Genomic DNA, 23842 nt, shown 5'->3' with positions numbered 1-23842 from the left:
TCGATAATATAGTGGGAGTTGTTCATTATTTAAGTTTTGATTGAAGAATTATCTTATTAAAGCATCGTAATAATGCATAATGTAACAAAACTCCTATATTTCAAAAGAGGAGCTGAATTTCACTATGGCTGATGGAACTTATACAATGAAGGTTAATGTAGAAAAGAAGACGATTGAAATGACCGTAAGCGGTACCTTTTCTCCTGAAAAAGCTCAACAATTTATTGATGATTATCAAAAGAAGGTATCATCCATTAATGCAAGTGAATTTGTCTTAGAATTTGATTGCAGAGATTTGGATGTCGTAACCCAAAAGATGATACCAACTCTTGAGAGCTGCTTAGAACTGTATAAATCATCTGGATTTAAAAAAGTAGAAGTAGGGATTAGCAAGAGTGCTATCATTTCCATGCAATTAAATCGCTTGGCAAAAAAAGTTGGATTAGACAATTTCGAGGTAGTTCAAAAATATTAGTTTAATGAAGGTAAGGAACCATTACGATTCCCTACCTTTTTTACCATTCATTGTATATACTAAATTATTCGAGAGGTTTATTATGACTAATATCAGAATTAGAGCAGTTGATGTTTATCATGCAAAAAAACAAGTTGACAATACTGTATACTTTGAACACTTTCAAAAACAAGGAAAAGATATAACAAATTTCTTACATATAATGGGTAGAAACAAGCGATATGTGATAGATAACCAAGAGGAAAACACGAATACAATGGCGATTGAGGCTGCCAATCGGGTGTTAAAAAAGGCTGAGCTAGAGGGTAAGGATATCGATATGATTGTTTTTTCGAGTCAAGTACCTGAAGTCACTGTTCCTACCAATGCTATGTTCCTTCATCATGCCATTCAAGCAAAAAAGGGCACGGTTATTTTCGATATGAATGCCAATTGTGCTGGAATGACAATTGCAGTAGAACAGGCTTCACGATATATGACGTCTAACCCTCATGTTCACACAGCCCTTGTGGTAGGCTCTGATTATCTTTCTTTAGTGGCCGATCCAAATGATGCTATGACTTATGCCAACTTCGGAGATGCTGCTAGCGCAGTTATCTTAGAAAAGACCGAGGAAGAAACAGGCTTTATAGATGCTATGTTCGAAGTAGACTCTAGCAATCGAAATAATATTTTATTTCCAGAGAAGGGACTTGCCCAAACCATTAAAGCTGGAGAAAGAGCAGAATCTATGCGCTGGCTTCCATTTGATGGAACGATGTCTCTTCCTTATACATATGACATGTTTGAAACGATCTTAGAGAGAAATCAGCTCACTATTGAAGATGTAGATGTGTTCTGCTTATCTCAATTTGCTAAAGTAAATATTGATAAAATTCAAGAGCGCTTTGATATACCGGAGGAAAAAATCATTTATGTAGGGGATGAGTATGGCTATACCGGGACAAGTAGTCCCTTCATTGCCCTCCATGAAGGAATTGAAACTGGTAGGATAAAGCGTGGAGACTTAGCATTATTCTGGACCATTGGTGGTGGCCACGAATTTATTACGATGCTATTTCGTTATTAATAGATTACTAGATATCACCTTGTTTACTAATTTCTCTTTCATTATCAGAACATAGAGTGAGAATGGTTGACTCTGATAATGTATGTGGATCGTTATAAAACACAAGGAAAAACGCATAACTTAATGCGAAACCAAACAAGCACAGCTCTGGAAATATACGTATACTTCAATAGGAGAACGGAGACTTCTTCATGAAGGGGTTTACCATTCTCCCATAGCTAAGCGAGTTATATTTCCAGAGCAACATCTGTGCTAATTATTCTATTTTTTAGCGTCGCTACTAATCAATAGTAAAAATAGTTACGCCTGAATGGCCAATATAATCCAAAACTATATGATAAAATAGCTTTCCTGCTATTTTTAATCATTAATTTAGAATCCCTTTTCCATTAACCATCGCATAATGCTTTCTTCTCTTCTCTTGCTATCGTCATATTGGGTATTATATTTACTCATTTTCTTCTCTCCGACAAGCTTTCCATCTGCCATTAACAACACTCTATCCGTTTTCGCTGCTACTTTAGCATCGTGGGTAACTAGTAGAATCGTTGTTCCTTGTTTATTAATTTCAGTAAGGATGGACATAATTTCTGCTGTTGCTTTGGAGTCCAATGCTCCGGTTGGTTCATCTCCAAAAATAATATCCGGTTCATTGATCAAGGCTCTACAAATAGCAACACGCTGTAGCTGCCCACCAGATCCTTGAGTAATATCGTTATCTGCTAGCTTTTCAATTCCTGTCATTTTCATTAGTTCCTTTGCTTTTCGATGAACTTTATCTTTATCCGCACTTTTAGATACAAGGGCAGGAAACATAACATTATCAATCAATGATAAATTCTTTAATAGATTCATATCTTGAAAAATGAACCCCATATGATTCAAGCGAATCTGTGCCAGTTCCTCTTCTTTTAAGCTGGAGATTTCACTACCTCTAAATGTCACACTACCGGATGTCATACGATCCATACCACTAATATTATAAAGCAGTGTGGATTTCCCGCTTCCGGACGGTCCCATAACTGATACGAACTCGCCTTCTTCAATCGCCAAGTTTATATCCTTTAAAATAGGAAATTCTCGGTCACTTCCTAATGCTACATTCTTGTTCAAGCTTCTTGCCTCTATTATTAGGTTCAACCCTATTCCTCCCTTGCCAGGTATTCATCACGTCTGTCACTAAAAGGTTATTTACCGCTTCTAACGCCTTAAAATGACCGATAAATCATCCTGTACCGTTACTTTACAAGAAACATATATCGTTATTCCAACTACTAACATTAGTGCTAACGGACATAGTAGCCAGGTCTGCCAAACAACATTCACCAATTCAATTCTCGCAGCGCCCATAGAGGACATAGCCATACTCACTAGAAGCTCCCCTAAATAATTGGCAGCTAGAACGCCAACTATAATCCCTAATAAAAGGATGAGCAGTGTCCCTGCCATATACTGATGTCTAATATTTTGAGAAGTTAATCCGATACTTCGCATAATAGCAATCTGAGACATGTCCTTTGACAATAGCATTCGAAGAAATAATGCCGTTATCAAGATAATAACAATGAACGCAATAGCAATTCCGCCTATTACAATGGTACGCATCTGGTCAATGATATTCCCTAGAGTCTGTTGTGTATAATCCTTGATATCATTTATTTGCGCATTATCATAATTAGTTTGATAGTAGTTCATTTTCTCTTGTGTATCTACTCCTGGAGCCACATCCATAGTCACTACATACCAAAGTACTGCCTCTGGATTGATACCAAGACTAGTATGTGCTTTGGCGGTTTTTCCACCATTGGTAATATCCTGATAAATCCCTGTTACGGTCAGAGTCTGTTCTTTTCCACCAGCCTTTACTATAAGGTCATCCCCTACCTTCCTATTTAATGCGTCCTCTGATGCATTAGCATAAGAAATTGCGATTTCCCCTTCCGCTTCCGGTGCTCTACCTTCTAGATATTTTAATGGGAATACAGAGAAATCACCGATTTCAATATTAATATAATCCCAGGACCCCTCCGTATTTTTCACCTGGTATGAACTTGTAATGTGGGCTGCATACTTTTCAATATCAGCATCATTCTGGAGTTCTTCCTGTAGCTTGATAAAATCTTCTGAGATTGTATCACTCTTCCTAAGATCAATTCTCATATCAGATTTTCCTATTCCCATGTATGTTGAGAATTCTGGTGAATTCATGGTGTTATAAATATTAATAGGGAGTATCACCATAAATGTAGATACGATAAAAATAAAGAATAGTAATCTATATAATTTAAATCGTTTCCAAACATCCCGAATTCCCATGTAGATATTAGTGGTAAAAAAATGGTTCTTCATTAGCGAAAGACGGTATTTTCGCTTCTTTCCAGAATCCATTACAGATGATCGCAAAGCTTCCACTGCAGAGATATTATCGATTCTCTTCAATACTTTCTTGCAATACATGACGATCATTACATAAATTAATAAAGGAGCAGCAAGCGATAATACATATTTTAAGTTCCCTGATAAATCTGATGACAGGTAAAGTTTCATATTACCGTTAAATAGATTAACTACTACAAAGGAAAGGAGATAGCCGATTACACCAGCTATGACGGACATGATTCTGTATTTGTTAAGAAAAACCTTCTTTATATCCTTTTTGGAGATACCGATAGCTTTCATAACACCGATTTCTCTTACATCCTCATCCAATGTTGCCAAGAATGAAAGTCTAATACATAGCGAAGCAATAATAATTAATAAGATACTGATTAAGATAATAACCATTGCCACCGCTGCATCGGACAGGGCATTAAATATTAGAAAAACCGCGCCACCAACTGTTGGCCCGTTTGCTGGAAGTCCAGCTTCGATATAAGCAGTCTGCACCGCTTGGGAATCTGCCCCATCCTGAAGCTTGAATTCAATAAGATACTCTAATACCCCGGCCTGCATGGTAAGCATCTCATCATAATCTGTCTGATTTAGTACAAATCGTTTCGAAGAAGTAAAGGATGAGTTCATCTCAAAATCTCTGGCATATTCTGAGATAACAAACTCCTTTTCGTATCTTTCATTTTTAACAGTAATCGTGTCGCCAATTTGTAAGTCGTATTGTTGCATGAAATAGATTGGAACGGCGACTTCGCCTTCTTGAACATCTAGCTTTTCATTATTCAGATCTAAGATAAAATCAAATTTTTCATTCTGGACAACAAATGAAATATCCTGTACAGTCCCAGCCATTGTTTGATCTGCACCGAAATGAATATGACTACCATCAAAGGTCAGAAGAACCATTGTTTCCTGCATCGCTATATATTCACGATGTTTTTCAGTAAATTGATCGATTTTAGACTGGTCAAATTCCCCAGAATGCATCTGTGTAATATCTGCTGGTACTGCACGTTCCTGAAGCTCTGCCATCGACTGAATCAAATTGGCAATATTATTAATGGCACTTGCAGCCAAAATAACCGCCATCGTAATAAATACAAACACAGCCGTCGTTACCACTTTATTCCTTAGAAAATCGTTCCTCACCATTTTCGAAAACATCATTTTCCTCCTGCCTGCCACAAGCCTTTTCCTAATTTACCGATTATTAAAATGATAGTTCCGGCTACAAACTGCACTCCTCACCTTTCCGTGGTACATGAATTCGCATTGATTTAGTAGTAAATAGTGCTGTAACGATGAGACCCAGTCCGGGAAGAATAATTAGAACCAATTCCTCTTGGTTGACTAGTAATATATGTTGTTCTATTTAATAAAGTAATCTTCTACTTTCCTGAACTGCTATCCCCGTTTTCGCTTTTAAACATCTCCATAATGTACATAAGGCTTCCGCTTTCAGTACCCAGCAATCTTTCCAAGTTAAAAATAAATGCCTGTATACGTGTTATACGCTCCTCGTCCGTCATATCAACCATATCATCGTCAAAAACCGTGTTCATATACGCCACAACCATTTCCATGCATTCATAGGGAAACGGTGTACTAAACATTCCTTGTTCAATGCCTTCGCGAATGATACCTGTTAGGATCGGAGGAACTTCATTCAAAATTACCTTCTGTATTTTCTGATGCATCAAGGCGTTCTGAGGCTTATGTATGTGCTCCTTATACTCCTCACCACTACCACCACTTACGTTTAGAGCCATTACCACACGGACTATTCGTTCGTTTATAGGGATACGCTTATCTACTGCAATCTCTTGTTCCGCACTTAATATACGGTCGCTAAACCGATCAATCAGTGCATCCATAATTGCCTCCTTTGACTTAAAGTGGTAATACAATGTTCCTCGTGCGATTCCAACATGATCAAGAATATCTTTAGTACTGGTGCCATCAAATCCTTTCCGCCTAAAAAGGTCCTCCGCTGCATCTAATATTTCATTCCTACGTTTCTCTGCTTCTTTTACAACTCTCATTTTTACATCTCCCATTACACTAGACCGACTGTCAGTCAGTAATAGAATACCATACCATTATGAATTGTCAATAAATTATGAAACAAAAAAGTTGAAACACCTAGATGGGATTAAGAACAAGGAATTATAAGGAGTTTGTCACTGAGTAGCTGACCTTTTTGATGGATGATATGTTTCAGTGTGATAATGAAGAACCCGACCATCTAGATGGCCGGGCTTATAACGGTTATTACGGAAGCCTCTAAAAAACAACGAGCTGGACATCATCAGCTCGTTGTCATCTTTACGATTCAATGGTCTATAAAGCTTTGCGAACCACTTTAAAAGATACTATGGAAATCAAAAACAGACAGGAACCAAAAAGCATAAACAAAACAGAACTAGGCATGACACGATACAATGCGGACGACATTCCTCCAAGTGCCATTCCTACATAACGAACAAAGTTAAATACGCCTAAAGCAGTCCCTCGGTTCACACAGTATTCCTTGCTAATAATAGTCGAGAAAAGAGGTGCAGAAAACCCCAACATGATACCATAACCAAATAGAATAATGCTTAACCACATAAGGGAATACGTATGAAACTTGCCAAATAATATAATCTCTAATGGCATGATAATTAATATGGAGACAACTAAATGGTGGAGGGATATTTTTTTCTGCAATCTTTTGAATAACATACTTCCTAATATCATGCTAACAGACAGCGGTAAATACAATAAGCCTACGACCTGTAAGGATACATGGTAATAATCTTGGAGCATGACGGGCAAATAGACAAGAACAGCAAAATATATAAAAAACACAATAAAACTGACTATCATCATACATGCTCCGACATGATGGGAAAGTACCGCCTTGTATGTCTGAAAGAATCCCTTGGGCTGTCTTTCCACGGATTTCTCGACTATTTCACTTGGAAGATATACAACAAGCAAAAGTAGGACAATAGCTATTAAGAATAGGATATAGAAAATTCCCTCATAATCGAAATACTCTCCAATAAAACCCCCGAGTACTGGTGCAACAGCCGGTGCAAGTGTAAGGAGGATTTGATAGGTCCCCATAGCATTACCTCTCGCTTCCTCCTCAAACAGCTGTGCAACCATACTGATTGCTACTAATGGGATGATCCCTGCCCCGACAGCCTGAACCATTCTAAACAATATAAACAGCGTAAAGCTGTTCGTATAAGCACAGATAACAGCTGATGCTCCCATCAGGATTAGGCTGATTAGCAATAACCTTTTTTTATCTTGTTGATCAACCACGGTTCCCAAGAGAATCTGTATCACGGCAACAATAAATATAAAGCTACTGACGGTAAAATTAACCCAGCTGACAGATACGTTAAACGAGTCCCGAATAAGTGGAATGATTGGTGTATAGATATTCTGGCTTAACGAGGCAAAAAATGCACTAATACTCAACGTATACAATGCCAACGATTTATTCTGTGTCACACCACTTGTCATCGTTATTCACCTAATGTAAGGTCATCCTGTTTGAGATTGTCAGTAACCAGCTTTAAGAAAGTAATAATCGTCTCCAACTCTTCTTCATCAAAGTTATCCAACAGGCTTAGGTACCGATTTCTTGCTTGTTCATGTAACCGTTCATGAATCTTAGCAAGTTGCTCCCCATAATCAGTAAGGAGATAATACACTTCCTTTTGATTCTCTTCCTGTCTTGATTCAACCACAACATTCTTCTCCAACATTTTCCTGATTGCCTTTGTAATAGCCGGCTTTGAGACATTTAACATTTTAGAAAGTGATGTATTATTCGCAGACCCTTGTGCTTTAATGGCTGATGCAATATGTAATTGCGTGAGAGTCCAATCCTGAATAATGGAATCCTCGTTATCGGTTCTACTAAAACTCCTTCTCTTTTGGCTGGCTTCTCTTTCTTTAATCAATTGTTGTAGAGCATTCAATGTTTCCATTTTTTTATCGAAATGATTCATACTATATCACCTGACTTTTCATTTTAGTTAACCAGTTAACAAATATAGTTTACCAGTTAACTAAAATAATGTCAATTATTCTGTTAAACAATAAAACGATGATAGCTCGAATTCAATCCCCCACCTCCTCAAGAAGCAACATAGCGGTTAAGAGGCTAGTTTATGGTAAAATTCAGGGAGATTATTAATAAACAGTAAAAAATAAAGCATTGAGACTTATGACGTTCTCAATGCTATAAAATGATGAATAAGATTACTCTCCTAAAAGAGATCTGAAGAGATTATTTTTAGTTCTTACATTGTACTGATATCAATTACGAATCGGTATTTCACATCAGAAGCTAATACTCGTTGATAAGCTTCATCAATTTGATCGGCGGAAATAACTTCTATCCTCGGAGTAATGTTATGTTTGGCACAAAAGTCCAACATCTCTTGCGTCTCGCGTATTCCTCCAATCATGGAACCTGCGAATGAGCGTCGACGACCGATTAAATTCATTGCACTTAATGATAACGGTTCAGCAGGCGCCCCGACATTGACTAGCGTACCATCAAGCGTAAGCAAACCTAAATAAGCATCCATGTTAATCGTTGCACTTACGGTATTTATAATTAAATCAAAGGATTCAGTAAGCTTCTCAAACGTCTCTGGGTCACTTGTTGCATAGTAATGGCTTGCACCCAATTGTAAGCCATCTTGCTTTTTGTTTAATGTTTGGGACAATACGGTAACCTCTGCCCCCATAGCATGTGCAATTTGAACAGCCATATGACCAAGGCCGCCCATCCCTACAACCGCTACTTTCTTACCTGGGCCAGCACCCCAATGATTTAACGGAGAATACGTTGTAATACCTGCACAAAGTAATGGTGCTGCAACATCAAGCTCGATATTATCGGGTATTTTAAGCACAAAGTCTTCCGGTACAACAATATGAGTCGAATAACCACCTTGAGTTGGCTCCCCATATTTGTCAACACCAGCGTACGTATCAACCTTCCCTTTTAGACAATACTGTTCCTCTCCATTACGACAGTTCTGACATTCTCCACAAGAGTCCACCATACAACCGACACCTGCACGATCACCGATCTTGAATTTCGTAACTTCTGGTCCAACAGACGTAACGATTCCGGCAATCTCATGTCCAGGTACGAGCGGGTAGTGAACTGGCCCCCATTCACCATGTGCAGTATGGATGTCAGAATGGCATATGCCAGCATATTTTATCTCGATCAATACATCATGCGAATCAAGGTCCCGGCGTTTAATTTCTGCCGCTCGAAATGGTTTGTCTGGACCGTCGATAGCTCTCGCTTTGGCAGTTATCATAATAAAACCTCCTATAGTATCTGTTTCAAGAGAAAATTCTTAGAAGAATGACATAAATTACAATTTTCATTCTCTTGTAACCCCCATATTAAAACCTATAGTTAACTCGAGGTCAAGCACTAATTTTACTTTTTTCAAAACCTAATCACGATGCAGATTTCATTGGATTTCCGCTTAGTCTATCAACATTTTTAGTTGATACCTCCATTAAATTGAGAAGTATTTTCCCAGTTTTTGACTCTTAGGAATTATCGTGATAAAATTCCCCACATGATACTAGAGTTAACTCGAAGTCTAATTAAAAAGGGGAATTATTATGAAGACATATTCAATCAGCGAAGTGGCAAAAGAATTAAATCTTACTGTGTATACATTGCGTTACTATGACAAAGAAGGACTGATGCCTTTTGTAGAACGAACGGCTAATGGCACTAGATTGTTTAAAGAGTCGGATATTGACGCGTTAAAAGTTATTGAATGCCTGAAATCAACCGGGATGCCGATTAAAGAGATCAAAAACTTTATTGATTGGTGTGCTGACGGGGATTCCACGTTGCAACAAAGATACGACATGTTTCTGGAAAGAAAGGCTAGTGTGGAAGCACAAATAGCAGAGCTGCAGAAAACAATGGAACTTATCGAGCATAAATGCTCCTATTACAAAATTGCATTAGATGCTGGAACTGAGGATGTTCACAAGCAGGATAAAATAGAGATTCCCCATTAATTATAGCCACCTGTATTCATCCTGTTATGTATGAATACAGGTGATCTATTTTTCACTACTCTTCAGGGAACAATAAAAGGAAGCATTTCTAATAAGGTAAGAATACTACCATATTATTCCTTACTGATTTCGATTTCCTTTATCATTTTCGCAGGTACCCCTCCCACAATAACATTAGCAGGAACATCCTTAGTTACAACGGCACCAGCTGCAATAATAGCTCCATCACCAATGGTGACACCGGGAACGACGGTAGCATTAGCACCGATCCAAACATTCTTGCCAATAGTTATTGGAGCAGGATACATATCCTTTCGATTATTTGGATTTACATCATGATTAAGGGTTGCCAAAACAACATTATGCCCAATAAGAACACCATCACCAATTGTAATCCCACCCTGATCCTGAAAGCGACAACCAGAATTGATAAAAACATTCTTGCCAACAGTAATATTTTTCCCACAATCTGTATAAAAAGGAGGGAACAAAGCAAATGATTGATCCACCGGCTTACCAATCAATTGAGAAAATAATTCCTGAATCTCTTCATTCGTATGATACTGTCCGTTTAGCTCAGCGGTTATCCTCAATGCTTCCTGAGAGACTTTGTGCATCACCTGATGCATTTCCGAGCCACCTTCAACTGCTTCTCCTCTGTTTAAATGCGCTAAAAATTCCTGAATATCCATTAGAATCCTCCTTACTGGTCTGAAAATAATCCTTCCCCTATCTTACCCCTTACAGTTAACTCTAGTTCAAGAGAATAGTCTTTTTGCTTACTTGATCCATTCTACAAATTTATGATTAATACAGTGTTTAAAAATGACAACTTGTGCACGTTAAGGCACTAGATTTATAGAAGTAAAGTGGTAACGATTCCATCCATTTCACGAAGAAGTTTAATCCAAAAAATAAAAGTCATTCTTATAAAAAAAGTTAAACGACATTATTGACAAATCAAAATGCCCCTCCTATAATAATATATTGTCAATTGAATAACTTCGTTAGGTGAGGCTCCTGTGCTGGAGATATGCTGCTGCCCAGAAACATCCAAAGATGCCAATGGGTCAACAGAAACTATCGACATAAGGTAGTTTTTAATGTAGCTGGATTCATTTCCTATGCCGCACAGTGCTAAAGCTCTACGAATGGAGGCCTATTATATTTACGTTGTAGTTTATTTGATATACACCTTCATTCTTTGAAGGTGTTTTTTATTTTATAAGGGGGTGGTTAAAGTGGATAGTAGTCCCGAGTCGTATAGGTACATCAGAAGGTCTTTCATAAATAGTTTAAGGGTTTTGTCCATTTTAATACACCTGATGGAAGAATTTCTATTCTCCTTCTTTTTAATGGACAGAACATCCTAATTAAAGAGGGTGAAACAAATGATAAAGAACTCTACACCAAACGAAATTACCACACAAGTAGTTCAATACTTGAAAGAAGCAAAGAGAAATGAATTGCAATTATTATTAGATGAATTACATCCGTACGATATTGCCAACTTATACGAAATGTTACCTGATAAGCATCGAAATCGATTCTTATCGTTTCTAAGCATCGCTCAATTAGCAGACATTCTTCAGGAGCTCGACAAAGAACAACAACAGAATCTCTTAAATAAATTGGACGCCAAAAAGGCAGTACATGTCATGGATGAAATGGATAATGATGATTTAGCAAACCTACTCGAGGATATTTCTCCAGAGAATAAGATAAACTTTTTGGCAAAAATGAAAAAAGAAGAATCACAAGTTGTGCAAGACTTAATGAACTATCCTCCTGAAACTGCAGGAAGATTAATGACGAATCGATATGTCTGGATTCCGCAACACTACACCGTAAAAGATGTTATGGTAAAACTACGGGAATATGCTGAGATTGCTGAAAGCATTAACTATTTATACGTAATCAATGAGGAGAAAAAACTGACTGGTGTTCTTTCCTATCGGGACCTAATTTTATCTGAGCCCAATCAACAAGTTAAAAATATTATGTATGAACGCGTCATCTCAGTAACAGTAGATACAGACCAAGAGCATGCCGCTCAAATTATTCAACGCTATGACTTCTTAGCGGTACCTGTTGTGAACCATGACCATGTGTTAGTTGGGATTCTTACAGTTGATGACATGATTGATGTATTAATGAAAGAAGCGACAGAAGACATAGAAAAATTGTCAGCTTCAGGTAAAGATATCGACTTCGATACGAAAGCTCCAGTAGCAGCCTATCGGAGATTACCTTGGCTAATTCTGCTATTGTTTATTGGATTAATATCCGGAACGATTGTCAGTACTTTTGAAGAAACACTTGAAAAAGTTGTCGCTTTAGCATTCTTTATGCCAATGATCGCAGGAATGACTGGAAATACGGGTACACAGTCATTGGCTGTAGTTGTTAGAGGACTTACTACACGAGATATTAACAAAGTCGTAATAGCCAAGATTATTTTTAGAGAGCTATTAGTAGGTATTATTATCGGCGTAACTTGCGGAATTCTGATTTCCGTAATTGCATATATTTGGCAAGGTAGTCCGATATTAGGACTCGTTGTCGGTAGTACTTTAGTGGTCACTCTTATTATCGGAACATTAGCAGGAACTATCATTCCGTTAATTCTCCATCATTTTAAAATTGATCCTGCTGTAGCATCCGGGCCACTAATTACAACCTTAAATGATATTTTGTCATTAATGATTTACTTTGGCATTGCAACAATTTTTATAAGCCACTTAATGTAGATATCAAAAAATTCCCCTTATAAAATGCGGATAATTACTTGTCTGTTTTTTATATGGGGATTTTTTATGTATATTAACAACTTACTGTTAAACTGTATTAGCTTATCACCGTAATCCCCGCGGATTTTTCTTAAGTAATCATGTAAGCATCATCTATCTCTATGAATCGATTACTCTATACATGGAATAATACCAACTGTATACGTTTAATGGTCTAGGAGGAATTTGGGGTTTGGGTGAAATCGTCATTACTTTACTACGAACACTAATCGTTTTTATTGTACTATTACTATTATTTCGTTTAATGGGTAAAAAGGAATTAGGAGAAATAAGCTTACTTGACATTATTGTCTCCCTCATGATTGCAGAACTAGCAGTCATATCCATTGAAGACATTAACATCTCGATGATTAGAGCATTATCGCCTATCTTGTTACTTATCCTCTTACAAGTAACACTCGAAACCTTTGGAATAAAAAGTCAACCATTTCGTAAAATAGTTGAAGGTACGCCAGTTATGTTAATTGATAATGGCAAATTAATAGAAGAGAATCTCAGAAAGCATAAATATACTTTAGATGATATTCTATTTCAATTAAGGCAAGCAGAAATCGCCGATATAAGTGAAGTAGAATATGCTGTCTTAGAAAGGTCTGGAAAGTTATCTATCTTCAAAAGAGGAAATAGCCATTTTACCTTACCATTAATCTTAGATGGCATCATTCAAGAGAACAATCTAAAAATACTTAAAAGAACAAAGGAATGGTTACTAACTGAACTACAAAATAGGGGCTACAACCAAATAGAGAATATATTTTATTGTAGCTACATGAACGAGGAATTTCACATTCAAAAGAAAGACCAGAATGAACGTGTCTAGTTTTAAGTGATTATGGATAGAATACTTCCAGACCGAGTATGAGATTCTCAACATAACGATAAAGCTTCACCTATCCCCAGTTTCAAGGAAGGTAGAATGCCAATTGATCTTACTATAAGCGTCAATCTCTCTCGTATCGTCACTAATCTTGTTAACTATTTGTTATAACAACATTTAATCGGTACGAAAAAGTTCATGACTGTAACCGCACCTTTTTTGTAAAAAGCCTATCCAATCACCCACTACATAAGTCGTAATATTTTAATAATTCAATCCATTTTTGATTCCTAAGTTGCATATACCCCTTCTAATTCTTTTTTTATAATCAAATTACATCATTGACCTTGCTATTATAAAAAATGATAAGGAGGAGAATCATGCTACGTAAACTAGTCTATATAATGTTATCAATTGCCTTAGTCACCATGATGTTGTTTAGTACTGGCGCTACAACCCAAGCCGGATACGACTTTTTTAATGGGCCGACGATTGAAAAACAACATCCTAAGAAGGCATCGCTTAAGCCACATCCGAAATTTTCTTGGGGTAATCCTGTCCCATCCTCGCCAGTTCTACATCCTGGCTCTATCAGAGGCGCTGGAATGATAGAAGCGCCGTTATCGAATATTGATTCCGTAATGGAATCGATGATTGATAATGGAGCATTCCCTGGAGCTGTTACCTTTGTCGCTCGAAGTGGACATATTGTTCAGCACGAAGCGTATGGACATGCTTATTTATACGAAGACGATCAATTTACTGAGGCAGACAATCCAACACTAATGAGAAAAGACTCGATTTTTGACCTTGCTTCGATTAGCAAGATTTTCACAACAACGGCAGCAATGAAACTGTATGAAGATGGCCTTTTCCAACTTGATGATCCTGTCGCAAAACATATTCCAGAATTCGCAACGAACGGAAAGCAGCATGTGACGATACGTCAACTCATGACCCACACATCCGGATTTCCACCTAGCGCCCCTGTTTATGATGTAGAGGGGACCCGTGAGAATCGCCACCAATATGTACTCCAGTATCCACTCACAAATGAACCTGGCACCGTATATACGTATAGTGATTTAAATATGATAACGTTAGGAATACTGATTGAGCGCTTATCTGGTCAAAGATTAGATCACTATGTCAAGGAAACCATCACAGATCCGCTTCATATGAACGATACGATGTATAATCCACCTGAATCATTAAAATACCGAATTGCCGCAACAGAGTATATGCCATGGACAGATAGAGGTATTGTATGGGGACAAGTTCATGACGAGAAAGCATGGGCACTTGACGGTGTTGCAGGCCATGCTGGTGTCTTTTCAACTGCCCATGACTTGGCCATTCTTGCACATATGTTTCTTAATGAAGGTAGATATGGAGGAACACAATTATTAAAGCCTGAAACGGTTACTCTACTAGTAGAAAATCAAATACCAGAATTCCCTGGTGATGATCATGGACTTGGTTGGGAGCTATCACAGATGTGGTATATGGAAGGCCTAACGGAGGCATCCTCCCTTGGACATACAGGATATACTGGTACATCCATTGTAATTAATCAAAACAACGACACCATCGCCATATTACTAACCAATCGTGTTCATCCGAGCCGAAATACGGTTTCAACCAATCCAGCGAGACGCCAATTTGCCGAGCTAGTTGCTGATGCGATTCCTGTCTCAATGCCTAATAAGAAAGATGGGGCATGGTTTGCAGGATATGGTGACCTTTTAGATCGAACACTAACCGCTGAGGTAAATTTAGATACAGATGCCACTTTAACATTTGATACATGGTATCGAACAGAACAAGACGCAGACTTTGGAATCGTCGAAATATCATACGATGGGGAAAATTGGGTACAGCTAATCGAACCATTCACAGGTACTAGTATTGACTGGATATCGAAAGAAGTAACCATTCCAGCTGAGACTACACATATCCGTTTCCGCTATCATACAGACACGTATTATCATGGACGTGGTTGGTATGTTGCAAACCTAACGCTCCATGATTCTTCTCATACGAAACTACCGGTAGATTGGGTCAGTGACGATTGGGTAAAACGTAATTATTAAAGCTATATGTTATTTGTCACACTGCCCTAGGTAGAATAATCTGTCTTATAAAGACTAATCTTATGAAGTTACTACCCATAAGTTTTGAGTAAACTTATGGGTAGACTACTAGTTGACTTAGAAACAAGGACATCTAACTGGATTCCACTCCCTAAAAGTTAAATTAGAAACTAACTTTAGGGTCAATACCATACCAATGACTCCCCTACAATTTATAGTCCTATTTAATCTACCACGCGAGTAGCATCTTCATTGTTAAATCCTTCAACAGACTCTACTGTTTTTGACTTATTTTTAAGCAATTTCCTTAAAGAATTTTCCTTTAAAATCTATCTCTCCAACTCCCCTTTCATCTTCAGTAATTGCACCAACACTTCATCACTCCATTTCCATCTTTTCTATCAAATGCTTCTCTTAACAGTTCAGTGGTTTGACTGAATGGCGTTTTATCGATATAATATTAAACTTATCATTCGGCTAATCACGTTTTTAAATTTAAATGAAGGTAGGTGAAATTATTTTAGACGACTATAATAGGTGTAGGTTCAGAAAGAGAGCAAGTGGTACTTCAGTTCCGTAACCTTTTCCTCAAGACATCAAAGATTATCAATAGAAGATTAACATAACGTTCTCGCTTCGTTATATATTCTGGGAGGAAAAGAATGAAAACAATAAAGAATTTCAAAACGGACTGGACTACATTTGCTGTAAGTGGAGGATTTTTATTCCTCTTTGTCATTTTTTCATTAATTGACATCGATATGGTTGAAGGTTGGGTAACCGATTCCTTCAATTGGTCCGTAACTTTTTTTGGTGCGTATTGGCAATTATTATTACTAGGGAATTTTGTAATTGGTATTATATTAGCTTTTTCTAAATATGGAAATCTGAAGTTAGGAAAAATGGAGAAGCCTGAGAACGGTTATTTCCGTTGGATTTCTATGATTTTATGTACGCTTCTAGCTAGTGGTGGTGTTTTTTGGGCTGCATCAGAGCCAATCTATCATTTTGTTACCACTCCACCGTTGTTTGAAAATATTGGGATGACACCACAAGAGGCAGTCACACCAGCTTTATCACAAAGCTTTGTGCACTGGGGCTTCCTAGCTTGGGCGTGTTTAGGTACGTTAACAACTATTGTCCTCATGTATGCTCATTATCATAAAGGATATCCACTTAAACCACGTGCTATTTTATACCCTATTTTCGGTGAAAAAATATTTACCAAAAGTATAATTGGTTCAACTGCGGATATTGTTTCCATTATTGCAGTTGCTGCAGGTACCATGGGTCCGATTGGATTTTTAGGTCTGCAAATTGGTTATGGACTTCACTTTTTACTAGGTATTCCAAATACGTTGGCTACGAATATTATCGTTGTTGGCGCACTAATCCTTATTGCTGCTATATCAGTAGCAAGTGGAGTTGACAAAGGTATTCAGTTCTTAAGTCGTTTAAATGTTATATTTGTTGTATTATTAACAGCAATTATTCTCATTATTGGTCCAACCATGTTTTTAATCGATTCTTTTATTAGTGCGGAAGCATTTCAATTACAGCATTTTTTCGAAATGAATTTATATCGTGCAGATCAAGCTTGGCTTGGTTATTGGACAGTATTTTTCTGGGGCTGGTTCCTAGGCTATGCACCAATGATGGCTATTTTTATTAGTAAAATATCGCGTGGTCGTACGATAAGAGAGCTTATTATAGCTGTAGCTATTATTGCTCCATTAGTTAGTAATTTCTGGTTTGCCGTTGTTGGTGGAACTGGATTATCTCATGAACTAGAAAATCCTGGTTCCATTTCAACCCCATTAGATGCTGGTGGAATGCCTGCGACCGTAATGGCAATTATGGATCAACTACCAATGGGATTATGGATAGCTATTGGGTTCTTAATCGTTAGTATAGTGTTTGTATCGACTACAGTAGATTCCATTTCCTATACAGTAGCCGTAACCTTACAAGGCACAGATCAACCACAAAAGTGGATGAGAGTCTTTTGGGTCGTTTTATTCGGTATATTATCCGTCGTACTACTCACAATTGGGGAAGGTAGTATACAAGCATTGCAAAACTTTATCGTTGTAACCGCAGTACCTGTATCGATATTGCTACTTCCACCACTATGGAGTGCACCAATAATTGTAAAGCAGATGGCAAAAGAACAACATATAGTACCTTCAGTTGAATCTACAAAGAAGTGAAGGTAGAAGTTGTAAAATAAGAACTTTATAGACGAATATGTTCGAAAAATAACATGGTTAATAAATAAAATTAAGAACATCTCCTAGTTTATTAGGGGATGTTTTTTTAATAATATAGTACATCATGATAAATATTTGAACCGTCTGATTATCATAATTAGGTTAGTATATAAATTCTACTTCTTCATCAATTATCTTTTATTGGAAAGATCATCTAATACATCATATACTTGTCTTTTTACCTTTTGTGCTAGATTTTCTTTATAACTTGATATTCACACATCATTAGATTGTGTAAATTATATCCTCTTGTTTTCCTTTTTCTTTTCATGCCCATAGGTATAGTTTATTGCGACTACAATTCATCCCTCCAATAGTTTATTATCAAATAGCAACTGCGACATTAGACCAAGTACTGCAACACGCGATGGTATTAATATTTAGGTGATTTTTAAGTATAAAAGATTACTTGGAAAAGATGCTCAAGGAGAGAAATAAAAATATACAGAGTTCTCCCCGATCTATCAAAGGTCAGGGGAGAACGGGGATTAAGGGGCCAGATCTGTATTTTATTAAATGAGCAAAAATAGACATTTAACCGTTGACAATTATAAAGAAGTCCTACAAATATTGTTGCTATACTACTAGGTCAGGCTAAAAAACTTGAAAACATCCAAGTTTTAACCATTTATTGGATTATTCAAAGCGACTATTCCGATAATTATAAATAATATAATAAGTGATATTAAACCTATTATAACAATCTTTAACCTCTTCAATAAGAACACTCCTCATGATAGAAATTATAATATTATTTGTTAAATTTACATAAAGAAGTATGTATATTATTATAAGGGGGTAATATTTCCTTTTATGGATCAGTTATAGTTAAAAGATTTACCATACTACATGTAAGAATTTGGGCATATATGTCTGGAATTCCTGGTAATATTAATTTTATGCCCTCCTCCTTCACTAGTAACATTACTGCTTCTTATAGAAAATGTTCTTTAGTTTATTCATAAGATATCCTAACTAAAGATCAATTCATACATCATAAAACTAGTTTGGACCAACCGTTGTCCAAAAATTTCCACTTCTTTTTCCGCTTTTGTCACCTCTTACTCTAATTTCTACTGTACCAATCGTTGCTCCAATCCCTGTTCCTATTACACCAATTTTATAGTTAAATGAACCTTCCCCATAATATTGTCCTCCGCTAATAAATCCTGAATCGCTTGTCTTTGAGTTTGTTACAGTAGGATTAACATTCCAGGAAACCCAAGCTCTGTTACTCAACTTTTTTGTAGCTCCCTTACTATTGTATTCATATTTTCCTTCAATCTTATAAGTTGTCCATTTAATACCTAATGCTGTTAATGAGCCACTATGTTCTTATGTTTCTAATCATTTCATGTCTAGCTCTTATTACGTTTACAGGAGTAGTATCTGCAGATTCAACTGATATGTCTTTAAACCAACTTAAAAGCCCTGAGAACTACATTGAATACTTGAAAAATTATGATGAAAAAGAAGCAATAAGACTGGGGATTGATGAGAGTAGTGTAGAAGAAGCGGTTATACAAGCAAAAAAGAGTCTAGACGAGTTTATGAAATTGTCTTTAAAAGATCAAAATTTATTCTTAGAATATATGAGAAACCCAAATGAATTGATTCAAAATACATTAAATGGAAGTGACCCAAATCTGGCTTTAGTAGAAGAAGTAAACATGCTAGATACACCTCTTTCTAATACTCAGGCAACTTTTAGAATCTTCTTCATAATATATAACCCTCTCCTTTTTATTTTGTTTTTGTTCTCCTATTAACTTAATTTTTTCAACACCTATTCCTCTCCTATAAAAATTGTTAATAGGAAATTTATAATATATTAATATCATAGATTTTAAAATCCATGACAGTTAGCCATCTAATAAATATTTCGCATATGTTATCATATTTCGAGAAAGGGTATTCAGACCAAATTATATTATGCCTTATGCGTCATGTTATTAATTTCCAACTATATCCATTGTAACATGGAAGACCTAAAACTTTGTATTGGGAAAGTGAACAGTTTTTTTGACAAAAACCAACAAAATATATACCAAATTTCAGTCAAAAAATTGGTAACTTTCCCAACCCCTATTTATTTGAGAGTGGACTACACCCAAATTCACAACTTAACTTTATAAAGATCAAACAAATGATTTAGAATTATCCATACCACCAATTATTTCGTACAATAATCTTCAAAGACATTCTCTAAGACAAAAAAAGTATAACAACAAGTATAGAATTTCCTCTTTAGTAACTATCTTCAGTTGTACATTTAAGGTACAACCTGCTTTTCTCCAACATTTAACATATAGTTTTTTTATTAAGTTAATGGAGATAGCCATTTTAGGTTATAATCCCGCAATGGAAAAATTATACAATTGTTCAAATGTTATATTCGCTTCTGCTAAGAAGTAGCTTATTTGTAAGGTTAGATCAACAAATTTTAGGTAAGCAGTTGTTTTCACAACCACTTACCCTAATCATTAAATGTATACAGAAACTTATAGTTCAAAGCTTTTGCACAAGAGTTGTACTGCTTTTTCCCCATTTTCGATATCTACAACATAAGAAATGCTGATTTCAGATGTCGTAACCTGATAAAATGGAATATCGGATTCAATTAATGTACGAAAGACTTTGGAGGCAACCCCCGTCATGTCACGCATTCCTGAACCAATAACGGATACTTTAGCAAATTGGTTTTCTATTTTGAAATAGAGTTCAGGATAGTCTTCTTTTAGATGGGAGAAGATTTTCTGGATTTGATATTCTTCCGTGTCCTTCATCGTAAAAGATAATTGTAATCCTTCATTGTTCGTGATCTGTGAGATCATATCGACATTAACTTCCTCTTGCTCCAAATGGATGAATACTCTATCAAGTAGGTGTATATCATTTTCAGGATAGTTCAATGTCACATGAATCATATCCTGATCAATCGCAACACCTGTGACCGCTTTTTTCTCTATCATTTCTACCGTTGACATAACCCAAGTTCCTTTCTCATCTGATAGTGTTTTACCTAAATAAATAGGAATATTGAAATTCTTTGCTATTTCTACGCTTCGGGATACGAGAACACCTGAACCAAGCGCACTCATCTCCATCATTTCCTCATATGAAACTACTTGTAGCCGTTTAGCATTAGGATAGATTCGCGGGTCGGTACTATAGACCCCTGCCACATCTGTATAAATTTCGCATGGGCATTGAATTGCTGCTGCAAGTGCTACAGCTGTCGTATCAGATCCTCCACGGCCAAGTGTAGTAATTTCATTGTCCGTATTAAATCCTTGGAAACCAGCGACGATAAGAACATCATATGTTTCAAAGAGTTGTTCAAAAAGCTTTGTATTAATTTTTGAAATCTTGCTCTTTAAATGATGGCCAACTGTTTCGATACCAGCTTGGTAACCTGTAAGAGGCTTAGATTTTACCGCTAGATCATTTAAAATAATAGATAGATAGGAGATGGTCTGCTGCTCACCGGTTGTTAGGAGGACAGCCAAATCCTGTTCGTTAGGTGATTGGGTAATCGTACTCACCTGTTCCAATAGTTCATCAGTTGTTTTCCCCATTGCACTAACGACTACTACTAGCTGTTCTCCCTGTCTCACGCGGTCCTTCAAGTAGCCTGCTATACCTTTAATTTTCTCCAGACTACTAACACTCGTACCGCCAAATTTAAGTACATTTCGTTTCATAATCTTCCTTCTTTCTACGGATGCTGCTACCTCTAAGATGGGTCAGAAATTGGGCATAGTATTATCCCAACAAAAAAACAAGCCGAGTATTCCGACTTGTTTCATGATCTGTCCTATGTACAAGTGGAAGCACTCCATTATTCAAAGAATAATGACAGACTGCATACTCTTAATATACAATCCAACAGAGACCTGTCTGCAAACAGAACTCTATTTCGGCAAAGGCCCCTTTCGCTTACTACAATTTGCAGATTTACATAGTAAGTTACTGATGACATTCGCACCTCATCCAATTAGTATTCAATTAATATTGTAAGTATATGAAAATTTCGCCGAATTGTAAACCAATAGCTTAAAAGTTTATCAAACTATTTTTAGATAATAGCCTATTTCTCAATATCCCTTCCTTTTCCATAGAGTTTTGTTACTAGAAAAGCATTGCCTCCTCTGAAGCAATGCTTTTCTAAAATTATTAAGGATGATATTCTAATGGTCCACCTGGTCCAAGTGGTAGTCCTAACAGCATCCAGACAATAAGCATAATCATCCAACTAAATAGGAAGAATATAGAATATGGAACCATTGTGGAAATTAACGTACCAATACCCATTTTTTTATCATATTTCTGTGCAAATGCGATAATTATTGCAAAATAAGTCATCAATGGTGAAATGATATTCGTAGAAGAGTCTGCAATACGATATGCCATTTGTGTTAGCTCTGGTGAATACCCAAGCTGCATCATAATTGGTACAAAGACCGGTGCCATCATCGCCCATTTTGCAGAAGCACTTCCGATAAACAAATTAATAAATGCGGTAATCAAAATAAATAGAATAAGTAACGGAATACCAGTTAAATTAACACTCCCTAGAAAATCCGCACCATAAACACCTATAACTAGTCCGATATTTGTTTCATTAAAGTATGCTACAAACTGTCCCGCTGTAAATGCCAAAACAATAAATGTTCCCATAGATGCCATGGTATCTGACATTTGGCTAGCAACATCCTTATCGCTTCGAATGGATTTGGTAACAATTCCATATGTTATACCAGGAATAAAAAATAGTATAGCAATAATTGGTACTAATGAACTCATAAATGGCGATCGAATTATTTGTTCCATTGCATCGCCCTCTAAACCGCGCATCGGTGCGTTTGGTGGAACTACAAGCAACATCGCAAGTACGATACCGATTACCACTGTAATACTAGCCCAGATTAGACCTTTTTTCTCAATTGCTTGAAGACCTTCCAATTCTTCTTTTTGATCACCTTTATAGGCGCCAAGTCGTGGTTCTACAATTCGTTCTGTAACCCACGCACCGACAAATGTTAATACGAATACCGAAACAGAAATAAACAACCAGTTCATTGCTATGTTCATTGTCTCTGCATATGCTGGGTCAATTATTGCAGCTGCTGCAATCGTCAGCTCCCCTAACATCGCATCCGTACCAGATAATAATAGGTTAGCACTAAATCCTCCAGAAACACCAGCAAATGCTGCCGCCAGACCAGCTAGTGGATGCCTTCCAATCGCAGCAAAAATAAGTGCTCCTAGTGGTGGTAATACAACATACCCTGCATCAGATGCCACACTAGACATAATACCAGCAAAGACTAATCCTAACGTAATAAATCGATTAGGTACAGACAATACAAATCCTCTAAGAAGTGCGCTTATGAGCCCTGTACGTTCCGCCACTCCTATTCCTAACATCGTCAGTAGGACAACGCCCAATGGAGCAAAGCCGATAAAGTTACTTGTCATATTGGTGAATATATATTGAATACCCTCTGCACTTAGCAGATTATTGATCTCTACCGTGGTTCCTTCTTCACCAGGGTGTTCAACACTAATATTTAATGGTTGTAAAGCTGCCGAGAGTAAAATAACAAGAAGTGCCAAAATTGCAAACAATGTTGCTGGATGGGGCAGTTTATTCCCAACTAGTTCAATCCTATCTAAAGAGCTTTGAAATAGCCCCTTTCTTTTTTTCGCCATAAAAAATAGTCCTCCTAAAAACTAATTCTGTTGTTGTAAATTAAACTCATTTCTGAAAATTCAGATTAATAAGCAGGGTGAACACATTTTATCATTGAATAAAATAAATGCACAAATGACATAATAACAG

18 protein-coding genes and 2 riboswitches are annotated in these 23842 nt (G+C 36.8%); of the genes, 8 read left to right on the top strand and 10 right to left on the bottom strand.

Annotated elements, in window-relative coordinates:
• The first annotated feature begins 124 nt into the window (after positions 1-124).
• The gene (locus ACSKT4_RS06355) at positions 125-475 is read left to right on the top strand and encodes a hypothetical protein (protein WP_186869071.1); all 351 of its coding nucleotides are present in this window, start codon (positions 125-127) and stop codon (positions 473-475) included.
• 82 nt (positions 476-557) lie between these two features.
• Positions 558-1544 carry a ketoacyl-ACP synthase III gene (locus ACSKT4_RS06350; protein WP_186869072.1) on the top strand — a complete coding sequence of 329 codons (987 nt, stop codon included), beginning with the start codon at positions 558-560 and terminating at the stop codon, positions 1542-1544.
• 372 nt (positions 1545-1916) lie between these two features.
• On the opposite strand, the gene ACSKT4_RS06345 is transcribed toward ACSKT4_RS06350, so the two are convergent.
• The 6 genes from ACSKT4_RS06345 to ACSKT4_RS06320 all read right to left on the bottom strand — a co-directional run bounded on the left by ACSKT4_RS06345 (position 1917) and on the right by ACSKT4_RS06320 (position 9280).
• A complete protein-coding gene (locus tag ACSKT4_RS06345) occupies positions 1917-2684 on the bottom strand; it encodes an ABC transporter ATP-binding protein (RefSeq protein WP_211742202.1) in 768 nt (255 codons plus the stop codon).
• A gap of 60 nt (positions 2685-2744) precedes the next feature.
• Positions 2745-5099, bottom strand: a complete 2355-nt coding sequence (locus ACSKT4_RS06340) for an ABC transporter permease (protein WP_465823037.1) — start codon at positions 5097-5099, stop codon at positions 2745-2747.
• A 224-nt stretch (positions 5100-5323) separates the two neighbouring features.
• On the bottom strand, positions 5324-5977 hold the full coding sequence (locus ACSKT4_RS06335; RefSeq protein WP_465823035.1) for a TetR/AcrR family transcriptional regulator: 654 nt from the start codon (positions 5975-5977) through the stop codon (positions 5324-5326).
• Positions 5978-6275: 298 nt separating this feature from the next.
• Complete coding sequence (locus ACSKT4_RS06330; protein ID WP_186869075.1) at positions 6276-7454, bottom strand: MFS transporter; 1179 nt, start codon at positions 7452-7454, stop codon at positions 6276-6278.
• A gap of 2 nt (positions 7455-7456) precedes the next feature.
• Positions 7457-7945, bottom strand: a complete 489-nt coding sequence (locus tag ACSKT4_RS06325) for a MarR family transcriptional regulator (RefSeq protein ID WP_186869076.1) — start codon at positions 7943-7945, stop codon at positions 7457-7459.
• 294 nt (positions 7946-8239) lie between these two features.
• Positions 8240-9280: an NAD(P)-dependent alcohol dehydrogenase gene (locus ACSKT4_RS06320; RefSeq protein WP_186869077.1), complete on the bottom strand. Its 1041-nt coding sequence runs from the start codon at positions 9278-9280 to the stop codon at positions 8240-8242.
• 316 nt (positions 9281-9596) lie between these two features.
• Between ACSKT4_RS06320 and ACSKT4_RS06315 the strand changes: the two genes are divergently transcribed.
• Entirely contained in the window at positions 9597-10007 is a 411-nt protein-coding gene (locus ACSKT4_RS06315; protein WP_186869078.1) for a MerR family transcriptional regulator, read from the top strand.
• Between the two features lie 113 nt (positions 10008-10120).
• Here the strand turns inward: ACSKT4_RS06315 and ACSKT4_RS06310 are convergent, their stop codons facing one another.
• Entirely contained in the window at positions 10121-10699 is a 579-nt protein-coding gene (locus tag ACSKT4_RS06310; protein WP_186869079.1) for a sugar O-acetyltransferase, read from the bottom strand.
• A gap of 304 nt (positions 10700-11003) precedes the next feature.
• Positions 11004-11170: riboswitch (M-box (ykoK) riboswitch) on the top strand.
• Positions 11171-11398: 228 nt separating this feature from the next.
• Between ACSKT4_RS06310 and mgtE the strand changes: the two genes are divergently transcribed.
• The 4 genes from mgtE (at position 11399) to ACSKT4_RS06290 (ending at position 17937) form a co-directional block, all read left to right on the top strand.
• Positions 11399-12757, top strand: a complete 1359-nt coding sequence (gene mgtE / locus ACSKT4_RS06305) for a magnesium transporter (RefSeq protein WP_186869080.1) — start codon at positions 11399-11401, stop codon at positions 12755-12757.
• Between the two features lie 232 nt (positions 12758-12989).
• Positions 12990-13637, top strand: a complete 648-nt coding sequence (locus ACSKT4_RS06300) for a DUF421 domain-containing protein (RefSeq protein ID WP_186869081.1) — start codon at positions 12990-12992, stop codon at positions 13635-13637.
• 377 nt (positions 13638-14014) lie between these two features.
• Positions 14015-15727 (top strand): serine hydrolase domain-containing protein, encoded by a 1713-nt coding sequence (locus ACSKT4_RS06295; RefSeq protein ID WP_186869082.1) that lies wholly within the window; start codon positions 14015-14017, stop codon positions 15725-15727.
• Between the two features lie 662 nt (positions 15728-16389).
• Positions 16390-17937 carry a BCCT family transporter gene (locus ACSKT4_RS06290; protein ID WP_186869083.1) on the top strand — a complete coding sequence of 516 codons (1548 nt, stop codon included), beginning with the start codon at positions 16390-16392 and terminating at the stop codon, positions 17935-17937.
• A gap of 1062 nt (positions 17938-18999) precedes the next feature.
• Here the strand turns inward: ACSKT4_RS06290 and ACSKT4_RS06285 are convergent.
• Positions 19000-19236: a hypothetical protein gene (locus tag ACSKT4_RS06285; protein WP_186869084.1), complete on the bottom strand. Its 237-nt coding sequence runs from the start codon at positions 19234-19236 to the stop codon at positions 19000-19002.
• A 167-nt stretch (positions 19237-19403) separates the two neighbouring features.
• Between ACSKT4_RS06285 and ACSKT4_RS06280 the strand changes: the two genes are divergently transcribed.
• The gene (locus ACSKT4_RS06280) at positions 19404-19766 is read left to right on the top strand and encodes a hypothetical protein (protein ID WP_186869085.1); all 363 of its coding nucleotides are present in this window, start codon (positions 19404-19406) and stop codon (positions 19764-19766) included.
• A 732-nt stretch (positions 19767-20498) separates the two neighbouring features.
• Here the strand turns inward: ACSKT4_RS06280 and ACSKT4_RS06275 are convergent.
• Both ACSKT4_RS06275 and ACSKT4_RS06270 read right to left on the bottom strand, forming a co-directional pair.
• Positions 20499-21701 carry an aspartate kinase gene (locus tag ACSKT4_RS06275; RefSeq protein ID WP_186869086.1) on the bottom strand — a complete coding sequence of 401 codons (1203 nt, stop codon included), beginning with the start codon at positions 21699-21701 and terminating at the stop codon, positions 20499-20501.
• Positions 21702-21820: 119 nt separating this feature from the next.
• Positions 21821-21998: riboswitch (Lysine riboswitch) on the bottom strand.
• 175 nt (positions 21999-22173) lie between these two features.
• The gene (locus tag ACSKT4_RS06270) at positions 22174-23712 is read right to left on the bottom strand and encodes an AbgT family transporter (protein WP_186869087.1); all 1539 of its coding nucleotides are present in this window, start codon (positions 23710-23712) and stop codon (positions 22174-22176) included.
• Between the last annotated feature and the right edge of the window lie 130 nt (positions 23713-23842).

The organism is Ornithinibacillus liuyingii (assembly GCF_055550225.1).
This window is presented reverse-complemented; position numbering and strand designations above follow the sequence as displayed.